Here is a 12,897-nt window from a genome sequence, read left to right on the forward strand (position 1 = left end):
CTTACAGATATTAAATAACAATAAGGGGAGTTATGACATTACAAGAACGAGAGGCCCGTGCCTGTGCCATCATAGATAGTATGGCTGAGGAATTGTGCGATGTCTCTTTATATTTACACGATAACCCAGAATTGGGCTTAGACGAGCATAAAGCAGTTAAGGTAATTAACCAATTCTTAGAAACACATAATTTTACATCTCAAGTGGGGCTAACTGATCTTCCAGAGTTACAAACGGCGTTACGGGGTGACTATAACGGTTCTGCACAGCATAAAATAGCCTTTTTAGGTGAATATGATGCATTACCAGAACTCGGTCATGGTTGCGGACATAATCTCATTGCTATGATGAGTTTAGGGGCGGCTATTGCCTTTAGTCAAAGTGCACCGGAAGCGTGGGGAACGACCTTCTTTGGTTGTCCTGCGGAGGAAACTATTGGTGGTAAAGTATACATGGCTGAGGCTGGTTTATTTAAGGGCTATGAGGCGGCGCTCATCATTCATCCAGGCGGTGAAAATGAGGTGGGGGGCACATCATTAGCGACACATCCCCTAGAGGTTACCTTCCATGGACGTTCCTGTCATATCGCATCACTTACTGATTCTGGTATCAATGCCTTAGATTGTGCTGTAGATCTTTATCAAAGAGTTAAAGAGTTAAAGAAAACCTTCCCTAAAGGTGCTATTGTAGGTGCTATCTTTACCGAAGCTGGTACGGCACCAAATGTAGTAACTCCTAAGGCTACGCTTCGCATGACTGTACGGGGGCGTACGGTGGATGATTTAGAAGGTATTATTTTGCCGGCTATCAAAGCGGCTGCGCAAGAGATCGGAGCATCCTATGGCGCTCAAGTTGAAATGCATCATTATGAGCCACTTTTTAAGGATATGTGTCAAGATAAAAAGTTATTAGATCTCTTTAAAGATGTGATGACTGAGTTTGGTGAAACACCTCGTATATTGCCTGATGATGAAGCGGATGGTAGCACGGATGTAGGTAATGTATCCTATGAGGTGCCTACGGCACAGCCTACATTACAGATTGGATTAGGCTTAGAAGCACATACGCCAGAGTTCACTTGTGCAGCCGGTTCTGATTATGGATTGGCACAAGCTATTAAGGGGGCTAAGATTATGGCTATTGTAGCCTTGCGTTATGCCATGTGTAAGTGATGTTCAATTTTTGACATATAGAGGTCAAAAAGGTACAATAGATATAATATTTAAGTAAGTATGAAACAAGCCGTCTTCAACAAGACGGCTTTTATTCCGGTGGAGATAGATATGAGTGTTTTAACCGTTTCAAATGTAACCCATGGTTTTGGAGCGCGACAAATTTTAGATGATGCATCATTCCGTTTGTTAAAAGGCGAACACGTAGGCCTTATTGGCGCTAATGGTGAAGGTAAGTCTACGTTCCTAAATATCATTACAGGTAAAATACCGCCTGACGAAGGTAAAATTGAATGGTCCAACCAAGTAACAGTAGGTTATTTGGATCAACATGCAGTGCTCGAAAAGGGCATGACTATTCGCGATGTATTACAACGGGCTTTCGATGATTTGTTCGTTATGGAGCAAAATATTAACGATGCGTACAATCGCATGGGCGATGTGTCCGAAGATGAAATGAATAAGCTTCTCGAGCAAGTTGGGGAATGGCAAGAAATTCTTGAACAACGTGGGTTCTATGAAATTGATGCGGTTATTGAGCGTACAGCTTCTGGTTTAGGCCTTACAGATATCGGCTTAGATCGAGATGTTACAGAGCTCAGTGGTGGTCAACGTACTAAAGTTTTACTTACTAAACTATTACTAGAGAAACCGACAATTTTATTGTTGGACGAACCGACAAACTATCTTGATGTAGAGCATATTCAATGGTTGCAAAACTATTTGCAGAACTACGAAAATGCGTTCATCTTGATTTCTCATGATATGGAGTTCTTAAATTCCGTAGTCAATGTCATTTATCATATTGAGCAAGCAGTACTTACTCGATATACTGGTGACTATCATCAGTTCCAAGCTGCTTACGAAGTGAAAAAGGCACAAGCTGCCAAGGCTTATGAGCGTCAACAACAAGAGATTGAGCGTATGGAGGACTTTATTCAACGTAATAAAGCTCGTGTAGCGACGCGTGGTATGGCAAACTCTAGGGCAAAACGCTTAGAGAAGATGGAAATTTTGGAAAAACCAAAAGAGTATATCAAGCCTACCTTTGGCTTTAAAGAAGGTCGTACACCAAGTCGCTTCATTGTAGAGGCTTTTGGCTTACAATTAGGTTATGATGAACCGTTAACTAGACCAGTAGACTTTCAAATTGAAAGAAATAAAAAAATCGCCATTCGTGGCGTCAATGGTTTAGGTAAAACAACGTTGTTAAAAACTATTCTAGGTTTATTAAAACCTGTGAGTGGTGAGTTGGTAAAAGGTGAGTTCTTACAAGTTGGCTATTTTGCTCAAGAAGATACACCATCTAACTCTGAAACAGCGCTAGATTATATTTGGAATGAATATCCGGCTATGACCAATGCAGAGGTGCGTGCAGCCCTTGCTCGTTGTGGCCTTACGAATGAACATATTACATCTCAAATGCGTGTATTATCTGGTGGTGAAAATGCTAAGGTTCGCCTATGCAAACTCATGCAGAATAAGTATAATGTGTTGGTTTTAGACGAACCGACTAACCATTTAGACGTATATGCGAAGGAAGAGTTGAGCCGTGCATTACGTGATTTCAAAGGTACTATTGTACTAGTAAGTCACGAACCTGAATTCTATCAAGGTTGGGTTACGGATATTTGGAATATTGAGGATTGGACGACAAAAATTGTTTAGGAGGACCGATGAATCAACGTGCAAAGGACGGGATAAAGCAATTCTTAGAGGCTTTATCTGTTGATACAGAGGCACCAGAGTTAGAGAAGACACCAAGTCGTGTAACAGAATTATATAGTGAATTATTCAGCGGTGTAGGATTAGATACAAAATCGGCATGGGGAGAAACCTTTAGCACAGACTATAAAGGTCTTGTGGCAGTTACAGGAATTCCGTTTTATTCCATGTGCGAGCACCATTTATTGCCTTTCTTTGGTACTGTAGATATTGTGTACCAACCTAAGGATGGGTGTGTTGCAGGACTTAGCAAGTTCCAAGATATTGTTAATATTCTTAGCCGTAGACCGCAATTACAAGAGCGGTTGGCATCTGAATTGGCAGATGCTATTATGAATGATTTATCCGCTCATGGCGTATTTGTACGCATTACATCGACTCAGTTGTGTATGCTCATCAAAGGTACCATGCAGCAAGATTCAAAGGTTATTACATTAGAAAGCCGAGGCGTATTGGCCGAAAAAGGCACATTAAGAGATGAAGCGTTGGCAATGTTAGGTGGAGGACAGGCAAATGTTTAAACGTAGAAATTATACATGGAATGATGGCAAAAGTTTATCTTTGTGCGATCGTACCCTTATCATGGGTATACTCAATGGTACACCTGACTCCTTCTCTGATGGCGGTCTATTTAACACACCAGAGACAGCAGCAGCGCATGTAAAACAAATGATTGAAGATGGTGCGGACATTATTGATTTAGGCGTTGAATCTACACGCCCAGGTTCTACACCATTGACGGCAGACGAAGAAATTGAGCGTTTGTCTCTATTAATAGATCCTGTATTAAATGCATCTACAGTTCCCGTATCTATCGATACTTATCACGCTAAAACAGCTGAATATGCCTTTTCTAAAGGGGCGCATATTTTAAATGACATATGGGGACTACATTATGATCCTGATATGGCGGCAGTAGCAGCTAACTTCAAGGTGCCTGTTATTATCATGCACAATAGTAATGATACAAACTATGGCGATATTATTGAGGATATGAAAGCATTCTTCTTCTGGGCTATCGATAAAGCGTTAAAAGAGGGGGTTACACCTCAACAAATCTGGCTCGACCCAGGTATTGGCTTCTTCGGTAAAACAGAAGAACAAAATATTGAAGTTATGCAGCGATTAGGTGAGTTAACAGCTTATGAATATCCAATTTTGTTGGCACCTAGCCGTAAGGGTTTTATCGGGTCTATGTTGGGCGGTTTGCCACCAGAAGAACGCGATGAAGGTACTGTAGCCGCTTGTATTACAGGTGTATTCCAAGGCGTTGATATGGTGCGTGTTCACAACGTGAAGATGCATAAGCGTGCTTTAGCAGTCGCGGATGGCCTATTACGAGGTGAATAATGGATAAAATCGTTTTGAAAAATATGGCCTTCTATGGATACCATGGGAACTTGGAATCTGAACAAGCACAAGGTCAACGATTTTTTGTAGATGTGGAAATTACAACAGATCTTACCAAGGCGGGTCAAAGTGATCTGCTAGAGGACTCTATCAATTATGTAGAAGTATATGAAATTGTAGAATCTGTTATGACTGGTGAGAAACGTAATCTATTGGAGCGCTTGGGGGCGCTTATTGCGGATTCCTTGTATCAACATTACCAAGGTATCGTAGGTTTATCTGTAACGGTGCGGAAGCCATCTGTACCAATTGCAGGCATCTTAGATTATGTTGAGGTTGTAACTACAAGGGGACAAGTTTGATGTATACCTATTACATCAGTGTAGGCTCCAATATGGGGGACAAGAAAGGCTACATTCATTCTGCCTTTCAGTCATTGCAGCAACATGAAGCTGTTTCTAAGGTGATTACTTCTACGCTTATTGAAACTGAGCCGTGGGGTTATACGGAGCAAGATACATTTGTTAATGGCATGTGGTTTTGTGAAAGTACTTTAGATCCGCATCAAATGCTCGGTCTAATTCAATGTCTTGAAAAAGGGGCAGGCCGCAAACGTTTGATTCATTGGGGGCCTCGCACGCTAGATTTAGATATTATTTTAGCTTACGACTCGCAAGGCGCTATGCTTTCTTTAAATGATGCAACACTCGTTGTGCCGCATCCACATTTTTGGGAGCGCTCCTTTGTATTAGAACCACTATATGAGTTGGTGCCAACTTTTACCTATAAAGATATGACAATTAATGAGCGATTAGCTCAATTAAGTGAATAAAAGAGCGATGTATGTGTTAAGATTAGTGAACCAGTAAATACTAAGATTAATGAGCTACTAAATACTAAGATTAATGAACTAGTAAATACGATACATATTGTACATGAGTTTACGTTTTATGATTGGGAATCATAGGGAGTGTAAATGAATATAAAACGTATCGGTTTATGTGTACTGGCTTTGATTGTAGTGGGGATATCCTATTGGCTTGCGGTAGGAGTCAACTACGATACTAAAACAGTGCGTATAGATCCAGAAGCGCATACATTAGTCAACTCTAGTGATGCCATTATTTCAAAACGAATATTAGCGATGAAATCCATTGATTCACAAGTGTATTTCTTAGGTTACGAAGGTTTTGGGATTTATAACCTAGCTGATAATACGCTTCGTCTTATGCCAATTACCTTTAGAGGTCAGCATATAGAACCACCTAAGACTGATGATTACCAACGGGGGTTACGAGATATTAAGTCGGTAAAAACTTTATCTGATTTTACGACTCAAGAGCAGAACGAATTAAAAGGCTTATTAGAGTCTACTGATAGAGGGGCTCATTATTATGGTGACTTTTACCATTCTGGTTATGAATCATCTCTTATCGATATGAAGGACCAGTATTTTATTACGAATACGGTACGTGCCTTAAAACGTATAAACCATACATTATATGTATATGATGCGTCAGGCTTTATTATTATTGATTTAGATAATCGTCGCATGCAGGGGTTCTTTAATAATCGCCTTGGCGGTGAAGGGCCTAAAGGTGTACCGGATAGCTTACGTGGCCATTATGGCGGGGACTTCACTATGATATATGCACTATCTAAACTAGATCCTAAGGATTTAGAAATTTTATGGACTATGCGTAAACAATATTTAGAAAAATCACCACAAGTGATGGAGGATAAAGACTTATTCCCTCTTAACCTTGAAGATATGGCTTTATAAGTGCGATTTTGTTGTGGTCAGTTTCTTTACTAGATACAACTAAAGATAGGAAGACTGTTATATGAAATGTACCCCAAAATTTGGACATAATTTTGGGGTGCATTTCATATAACAGTCTTTTTTCAGTGTTTTTAATAGATTTTCTAAAAATGGGTATATAATAATTATGTATTCTTTAAATCATATGATTTTCTATAATTTAAATAGAAAATATAGAATTTTGATATAAAGTATTTAGATATTGAGTATTTGATTTCAATACATTGGTGTTGGTTAAGGTTTTATCATTTACTCGCTAATAATTGGAGGCTCTTATGAAATTGCGTAAAGTAGGTATTATTGGTACTGGTCACGTAGGTTCTCATGTAGCTTTTTCTCTTGCGTTACAAGGTGAAGTTGATGAGCTATATATGATGGATATTGATGAGAAAAAGGCAAAAGCCCAAGCTATGGATATTAATGATGCGGTTAGCTATATTCCCCATAAAGTAATAGCTACTGCAGGTCCTATTGAGGGCTGTGGAGATTGTGATATTCTCGTATTTAGTGCAGGACCTTTGCCAAATTTGTATCAAGATCGTTTAGAAAGTCTTGGTGAAACGGTAGAGGTATTAAAGGACGTTATTCCTCGTATTAAACAATCTGGGTTTGATGGGTTTATTATTTCTATCTCAAATCCTGCAGATGTGGTGGCCACTTACTTATGTAAACATTTAAATTGGAATCCTAAGCGCATTATCTCTACTGGTACAGCATTAGATTCAGCTCGACTCCAAAAAGAATTAGCTCATATTTTCAACATTAGTAATCGCTCTATTACGGCCTATTGTTTAGGTGAGCATGGTGGTAGTGCCATGGTGCCGTGGTCTCACGTATGCGTTCAAGGTAAGCCCTTAGAGCAGTTACAACAGGAATTACCTCATAGATTCCCTACACTTGACCTTCAACAAGTATTAGATGATGTAAAGATTGGTGGTTACCATGTATTAGCCGGTAAAGGCTCTACAGAATTTGGCATTGCTAGCGCCACTACTGAGCTAATTCGCGCCGTATTCCACGATGAAAAGAAGGTACTGCCTTGTTCTTGTTACTTGGATGGCCAATACGGAGAAAGCGGAATTTTTGCGTCCACTCCTGCTGTTATTGGTAAAGATGGTATTGAAGATATTTTAGAACTACAACTTACTGTTGAAGAGTTAACTTTATTTAAAGCTTCCTGTGCTATTATTCGTGAACATGCTACTAAGGCAGAAACTATGTAAATATAGCTTATCGTTAGCTGTATACATAACTGTACCTTTGCATACATATATACAATTGCACTCTGTTTTTCTAGAGAAATATCTGTAATATTATTTAGTCCCAAGCTATGTTATGTGGTATAATTTAGGAATGATAATATACAGATGATGAATATTTTTGGGGGACATTATGACTCAGGACACTATGGAAGTACAACGTCCAAAAAGGCCGCGCAAACGGGTTCGCCCTAATCGCAAAGCGCAGGATCAGCGTATTATCCTCATGTGGATCAAGCGAATTGGCATAGGGATTATGGTGCTGCTATTGTTAGGGCAGGCCTATCGCTTGGTGGCTGTATATCAAGAAAAACAACATATAGAGCAACAATTGCAAGAATTAAAACAGCGAAATGAAGAATTAGAGCAGGAAAAGGCTAAGTTACAAGATCCGAAGACCATTGAAGGGGTGGCTCGTGAGGAATTAGGCTTAGTTAAGCCTGGTGAAGTACCATATGTAAAATAGGTAAGAATTTAATTTTTGATTCGCTTTATTGTGTAGTTTGTGGTTTCCGCATTAATTAGGAGGTTGCATGGCAATCGAAGTTGGTAACATTGTAGATGGTACCGTATCTGGTATTACAAAATTCGGCGTATTTGTTGATTTAGGAGAGAAACAAACAGGGCTAGTTCATATTTCTGAAGTAGCTCATGGGTATGTCGAAGATATTAATACCGTATTAAAGGTTGAAGATGCTGTAAAGGTAAAGGTTTTATCCATTGACGGCAATAAAATTGGTCTTTCTATTCGTCAAACACAACCTAAAGAAGTGGTAAGTGAAGAAAGACGTCCTCGTCGAGTTCAATCTAAGCAAAGTGCAGAGGCTTTCGAAGCAAAGATGAAATCATTTTTGCGCGATAGCAATGAACGCCTGCACGATTTAAAACGCAATACAGAAGGTAAACGCGGAGGCCGAGGCGGTCGTCGAGATTAATAGTGAGAGATGGCTTTCTGCCATCTCTTTACTTATGTATAAAATAGTAAGGGGGCAGTAGTATTAGGTGGATACTACTGTATGCAAGGAGCGATTATGAAGTTAGCAATTATCGATATTGGATCTAATTCAGTACGCTTATTATTAGCTACTTATGAAAATAAAATTTGGCATTACGAGCCAAAACAGTTGTGGACTACTCGTCTTGGAGAGCGAAATACAGATGGTACATTACGTACTGAATCGATGGAAGCATCATATCAAGCTTTCAGGGATATTAAGAAATTAGCCGACCAATACGGAGCGGAATACTGCTTTGGTTTTGCAACGAGCGCTGTTCGTGAAGCCGCTAATGGCCTTGAATTTATGGAGCACATTAGCGAATATTGTCCGATGGAATGGCGTATTCTCTCGGGCGATGAAGAGGCTATTTATGGCTTTAATGGCGCCTTAGGGGACCAGTTGAATGATGGCCGTCACTATACAACTATTGATATCGGTGGCGGTAGTACAGAGCTAGCATTAGGCAATAAGGACGGCGTTTATTGGAGCCGCTCTTATCCTATAGGGGCTGTACGCCTTCAATCTATGTCTGACGAAGGTCCTCAACGTGTGTGGGAAGAAACTCAATTCTTGTGGGATCCGATGATGATTGAAGGGGAATTTGGTGAATTCATTGGTATCGGCGGTACGTTAACGACCTTGGCGGCTATCGATTTAAAGTTAGAAGATTATGATGGCACTAAGGTGCAAGGACATAAATTGAGCCGTGAGACTGTGGAAGGCATCATTATGAGATTGCGTTACATGAGCTGTGAAGAGCGATTGCAAGTCAAAGGATTACCTGCCGGTCGTGCCGATATCATCGTAGCCGGTGCGGAGATTTTAACGTCCTTTATGGACGCTTATGAGGTGCCTCATGTATTTGTGAGTGACCAAGATGGTATGGAGGCGATGGCCCGTGAATGTGAAAGCACTCATTCGAAGAGTTAATCACACTTTAAAATTACATAAGCTATTTCCTGAAAATAGCCGTATATTGATAGCTTGTTCTGGTGGTCCAGATTCGATGGCTTTATTACATTTATTACAAGACATTGCTGCGCATCGCCATACAAAATATAAGCTTGGTATTGCTATCGTAGACCACTCTATTCGCCCTGAAAGTAAAGATGAGGTTCTATGGCTTCAAAATCAGATAGATGCATTAGGGTTGTCGTTTTATACAACTACCTTTGATGTGCCTACCTTGAGTAAAGACCTAAAGCTATCTGAGGAGACCGTTGGTAGGCAAGTTCGCTATCAATGGCTAAATGAAATAGCTCAGTCTGAGGGGTATGATTATATTGCGGTAGCTCATCATAAGGACGATCAAGCAGAGTCGATTCTAGCGCATCTCATTAGAGGTACAGGATTAAACGGGCTAACAGGTATGGCTGTAGTCAGCCATGACTATGATATTCCTGTGATTAGACCTTTATTAGATGTTACAAAAGAGGAATTATTAGCTTATTTAGCCGATAGAAAGCTCACGTATTGTATTGATTCTACAAATGATGATATTCGATATCAGCGAAATAGAATTCGTCATCGCATTATACCGGAGTTAGAATCGATTAACCCTAATGTAGTAGATGCTATCGCTAGATTAGGAAGTTCTGTAAGTGAAGATTTAGCAGTAATTTCTAATTTGACGGTACAAGCTTTTGAGCGATTAGTGACTATTGATAAAAATGAAATGCGTTTATCTCGTAAGGCCTTACGAAAGGAACCAGTTGCTATACAACGTCGTTTGTGGCAGCGTTTGATGAGTTCTATTGACTCTGATATAACGCTTACTACAGCTCATCAAGAGCAATTACTAGATATTGTTAACACCGGAGAAGGGAAAACTTTCACTATAAAAAGTATAAAAGTAACCGCTCAATGTGATACAATAAAGGTATATTGCAAACATTAATATGAATCGTGGAGGTCATATAGATGCATCAAGATGCAAAAGATATTTTATATACAGAGGAACAATTAAAAGCACGTGTAGCGGAATTAGGTAAAGAGATTAGTAAAGATTACCAAAATGAATCCGTTGTGCTCGTAGGGGTATTAAAGGGTGCTATCGTATTCTTTACAGATTTAGCACGCGCTATTGATGACAGCGTAGATGTAAGTTTTGATTTCATCTCTTGTTCTAGTTATGGCAGTGGTACAACTAGTACAGGGGTAGTTCGAATTTTAAAAGATTTAGATCGCTCTGTAGAGGGTAAACATGTACTCGTTGTAGAGGATATCGTTGATACTGGTACAACATTACATTACTTGCTAGAAAATTTACATGCTCGTGGCGCTAAAAGCGTACGTCTTGCAGCGTTATTAAATAAACCTGACCGCCGTAAAATGGACGTAGAAGTAGACTATGTAGGCTTTATCATTCCTGACTACTTTGTTATCGGTTATGGTTTAGACTACGCGGAAAAATATCGTCACTTGCCTTATATCGGTATTTTAAAGGAAGAAATGTATCAAAATTAAAAATATGATATAATATATGAGTGCATCTCTCAATGAGATGTACTCAATTCGTTTATACAACTAAATTACTATTGAAAGGGGTAATATTTTGGGTCGATTTACTAAAAATATCGTCCTTTATTTACTTATCATTGCCGCTTTCGTTATCGCCATTGACGCTTTCTCTGGTCAAAGTGCGAATAAATCTGAACTTAGTTACACAGGATTTATTCAACAAGTACAACAGAAAAAGGTTGAGTCCGTAACGATTACCAATGATCACGGTATTAAAGGTAAACTAAAAAATGGAACAGAGTTCAATTCTTATGCGCCTAGTGATGAAACATTAATTAAAACATTACAAGATAATGGCGTAGAAATTACAGCAGCTCCACCTGAGCAACCAGCTTGGTGGATGAGCCTGTTAGGTTCTGCTATTCCTATTATCATCTTGGTCGTATTGTTCTTCTTTATCATGCAACAAACACAAGGTGGCGGTGGCCGAGTGATGAACTTCGGTAAAAGCCGTGCTAAATTGATGGGTGAAGGTAATGTAAAGGTTAGCTTCAAAGATGTAGCAGGTGCTGAAGAAGCTAAACAAGAATTGGAAGAAGTAGTAGAATTCTTGAAAGATCCAGGTAAATTTACAACTATCGGTGCTAAAATTCCGAAAGGTGTATTGCTCGCTGGACCTCCAGGTACAGGTAAAACATTGCTTGCTAAAGCCGTAGCTGGTGAAGCAGGGGTACCATTCTTTACGATTTCCGGTTCTGATTTTGTAGAAATGTTCGTAGGTGTTGGTGCATCTCGTGTGCGTGATCTTTTCACACAAGCGAAAAAGAATGCCCCATGTATTATCTTCATCGACGAAATTGATGCGGTTGGTCGCCAACGTGGTGCTGGTCTTGGTGGTGGTCACGATGAACGTGAACAAACATTGAACCAATTGCTCGTTGAAATGGATGGCTTCGGTGCCAACGAAGGTATTATTACCATCGCCGCTACAAACCGCCCAGATATTCTTGACCCAGCGCTGTTGCGTCCAGGTCGTTTTGACCGTCAAGTTATCGTAGGTCGTCCAGACTTACGCGGTCGTGAAGCAATCTTGAAAGTACATGCTCGTAACAAGCCATTGGCTGACGATGTAGACTTAAAAACAATTGCGAAGAAAACTCCAGGCTTTACTGGTGCTGACTTGAACAACTTGTTAAACGAAGCGGCTTTATTGGCGGCTCGCCTTAACAAAAAAGTTATCACTATGGCTGAAGTTGAAGAAGCAAGTGAAAAGGTTAGCATGGGTCCTGAACGCCGCAGTCATATTGTGAGCGAGAAAGACCGTAAGTTAACAGCGTACCATGAATCTGGTCATGCTATTGTGGCACATTTATTGCCTCATGCAGATCCTGTTCATAAGGTAACAATCATTCCTCGTGGCGCAGCAGGTGGTTACACTATGATGCTTCCTACAGAGGAACAAAATTACAAAACAAAATCTCAATTATTAGCGGATATTCGCGTAGCTCTTGGTGGTCGAATTGCAGAGGCCTTAATCCTAGATGAAATCAGTACAGGTGCTTCTGGTGACCTTCAAAGTGTAACGAATACAGCTCGTGCGATGGTAACGCGTTGGGGTATGAGCGATGAGCTTGGTCCTATCGTATTTGGTGAACAACAAGAACAAGTATTCTTGGGTAAAAACCTTGGACACGAGCGCAACTATAGTGAAGAGATTGCAGCAAAAATCGACTCTGAAATTCATCGCATTGTAGAAGAAGCGTACAAAGATGTAACAAAACTTCTCAGTGAAAATGAAAAATTCTTACATGACATGGCAAATGCTTTGTTAGAAGAAGAAACAATCGATTCTAAAGCTGTAGACAATCTTTATAAATATGGTACAACGAAAGCCCCTGAAGTTGAGGAGCCTAAAGAAGCTCTAGAAGCGGCAGGTATTGTAGTACCAGAGGTGGTTGAAGCTAAAGAAAACACTGCTACAGTGGATGCTCCTAGTGAAACACCTTCTAATGAAATCAAATAATGAGATATCTAAATAAAAGAGCTGGCCTCGTTGTGAACCGACCCCTTAATGTTAGACCAAAAATCTTAACGTTAAGGAGGTCGGTTTT

The 12,897-nt window shown here is 39.9% G+C and carries 14 protein-coding genes; all 14 read left to right on the forward strand.

Annotated features, from left to right (window positions below):
* The first annotated feature begins 32 nt into the window (after positions 1-32).
* The 14 genes from RYM16_RS05530 (at position 33) to ftsH (ending at position 12,809) form a co-directional block, all read left to right on the forward strand.
* Entirely contained in the window at positions 33-1,172 is a 1,140-nt protein-coding gene (locus RYM16_RS05530; RefSeq protein ID WP_314982825.1) for an amidohydrolase, read from the forward strand.
* Between the two features lie 111 nt (positions 1,173-1,283).
* A complete protein-coding gene (locus tag RYM16_RS05535) occupies positions 1,284-2,840 on the forward strand; it encodes an ABC-F family ATP-binding cassette domain-containing protein (protein WP_105081399.1) in 1,557 nt (518 codons plus the stop codon).
* 8 nt (positions 2,841-2,848) lie between these two features.
* The gene (gene folE, locus RYM16_RS05540) at positions 2,849-3,418 is read left to right on the forward strand and encodes a GTP cyclohydrolase I (RefSeq protein ID WP_009352693.1); all 570 of its coding nucleotides are present in this window, start codon (positions 2,849-2,851) and stop codon (positions 3,416-3,418) included.
* Positions 3,411-4,247 (forward strand): dihydropteroate synthase, encoded by an 837-nt coding sequence (gene folP / locus RYM16_RS05545; RefSeq protein ID WP_009352669.1) that lies wholly within the window; start codon positions 3,411-3,413, stop codon positions 4,245-4,247. Before folE ends, folP begins: the two co-directional genes overlap by 8 nt.
* Complete coding sequence (folB, locus tag RYM16_RS05550) at positions 4,247-4,609, forward strand: dihydroneopterin aldolase (RefSeq protein ID WP_009352705.1); 363 nt, start codon at positions 4,247-4,249, stop codon at positions 4,607-4,609. Before folP ends, folB begins: the two co-directional genes overlap by 1 nt.
* Positions 4,609-5,079, forward strand: coding sequence for a 2-amino-4-hydroxy-6-hydroxymethyldihydropteridine diphosphokinase (folK, locus tag RYM16_RS05555; protein WP_314982827.1), 471 nt, complete (start codon positions 4,609-4,611; stop codon positions 5,077-5,079). The genes folB and folK overlap by 1 nt, the downstream gene beginning before the upstream one ends.
* Before the next feature lie 144 nt (positions 5,080-5,223).
* Positions 5,224-6,030, forward strand: coding sequence for a hypothetical protein (locus RYM16_RS05560; RefSeq protein ID WP_314982829.1), 807 nt, complete (start codon positions 5,224-5,226; stop codon positions 6,028-6,030).
* Between the two features lie 314 nt (positions 6,031-6,344).
* Positions 6,345-7,292, forward strand: coding sequence for an L-lactate dehydrogenase (locus RYM16_RS05565; RefSeq protein WP_314982831.1), 948 nt, complete (start codon positions 6,345-6,347; stop codon positions 7,290-7,292).
* Between the two features lie 169 nt (positions 7,293-7,461).
* Positions 7,462-7,794: a septum formation initiator family protein gene (locus tag RYM16_RS05570; RefSeq protein ID WP_043006286.1), complete on the forward strand. Its 333-nt coding sequence runs from the start codon at positions 7,462-7,464 to the stop codon at positions 7,792-7,794.
* 67 nt (positions 7,795-7,861) lie between these two features.
* Positions 7,862-8,263: a S1 RNA-binding domain-containing protein gene (locus tag RYM16_RS05575; protein WP_314727374.1), complete on the forward strand. Its 402-nt coding sequence runs from the start codon at positions 7,862-7,864 to the stop codon at positions 8,261-8,263.
* Positions 8,264-8,359: 96 nt separating this feature from the next.
* Positions 8,360-9,256: a phosphatase gene (locus RYM16_RS05580; RefSeq protein WP_314982833.1), complete on the forward strand. Its 897-nt coding sequence runs from the start codon at positions 8,360-8,362 to the stop codon at positions 9,254-9,256.
* Positions 9,225-10,223 (forward strand): tRNA lysidine(34) synthetase TilS, encoded by a 999-nt coding sequence (gene tilS, locus RYM16_RS05585; protein WP_314982835.1) that lies wholly within the window; start codon positions 9,225-9,227, stop codon positions 10,221-10,223. The genes RYM16_RS05580 and tilS overlap by 32 nt, the downstream gene beginning before the upstream one ends.
* Positions 10,224-10,246: 23 nt before the next feature.
* Positions 10,247-10,792 (forward strand): hypoxanthine phosphoribosyltransferase, encoded by a 546-nt coding sequence (gene hpt, locus RYM16_RS05590; RefSeq protein WP_105081405.1) that lies wholly within the window; start codon positions 10,247-10,249, stop codon positions 10,790-10,792.
* A gap of 88 nt (positions 10,793-10,880) precedes the next feature.
* The gene (gene ftsH / locus RYM16_RS05595) at positions 10,881-12,809 is read left to right on the forward strand and encodes an ATP-dependent zinc metalloprotease FtsH (RefSeq protein WP_009352663.1); all 1,929 of its coding nucleotides are present in this window, start codon (positions 10,881-10,883) and stop codon (positions 12,807-12,809) included.
* The last annotated feature ends 88 nt before the right edge of the window (positions 12,810-12,897 follow it).

The sequence above is a fragment of the uncultured Veillonella sp. genome (genome assembly GCF_963524655.1).
Lineage (GTDB): Bacteria > Bacillota > Negativicutes > Veillonellales > Veillonellaceae > Veillonella.

Bases quoted from the DNA above. Each gene is read 5' to 3' on its own strand.
- folK (WP_314982827.1), top strand. From the start codon at position 4,609: ATGTATACCTATTACATCAGTGTAGGCTCCAATATGGGGGACAAGAAA.
- folP (WP_009352669.1), top strand. From the start codon at position 3,411: ATGTTTAAACGTAGAAATTATACATGGAATGATGGCAAAAGTTTATCT.
- RYM16_RS05565 (WP_314982831.1), top strand. From the start codon at position 6,345: ATGAAATTGCGTAAAGTAGGTATTATTGGTACTGGTCACGTAGGTTCT.
- RYM16_RS05580 (WP_314982833.1), top strand. From the start codon at position 8,360: ATGAAGTTAGCAATTATCGATATTGGATCTAATTCAGTACGCTTATTA.
- RYM16_RS05570 (WP_043006286.1), top strand. From the start codon at position 7,462: ATGACTCAGGACACTATGGAAGTACAACGTCCAAAAAGGCCGCGCAAA.
- RYM16_RS05575 (WP_314727374.1), top strand. From the start codon at position 7,862: ATGGCAATCGAAGTTGGTAACATTGTAGATGGTACCGTATCTGGTATT.
- hpt (WP_105081405.1), top strand. From the start codon at position 10,247: ATGCATCAAGATGCAAAAGATATTTTATATACAGAGGAACAATTAAAA.
- RYM16_RS05535 (WP_105081399.1), top strand. From the start codon at position 1,284: ATGAGTGTTTTAACCGTTTCAAATGTAACCCATGGTTTTGGAGCGCGA.
- RYM16_RS05530 (WP_314982825.1), top strand. From the start codon at position 33: ATGACATTACAAGAACGAGAGGCCCGTGCCTGTGCCATCATAGATAGT.
- folE (WP_009352693.1), top strand. From the start codon at position 2,849: ATGAATCAACGTGCAAAGGACGGGATAAAGCAATTCTTAGAGGCTTTA.
- folB (WP_009352705.1), top strand. From the start codon at position 4,247: ATGGATAAAATCGTTTTGAAAAATATGGCCTTCTATGGATACCATGGG.
- RYM16_RS05560 (WP_314982829.1), top strand. From the start codon at position 5,224: ATGAATATAAAACGTATCGGTTTATGTGTACTGGCTTTGATTGTAGTG.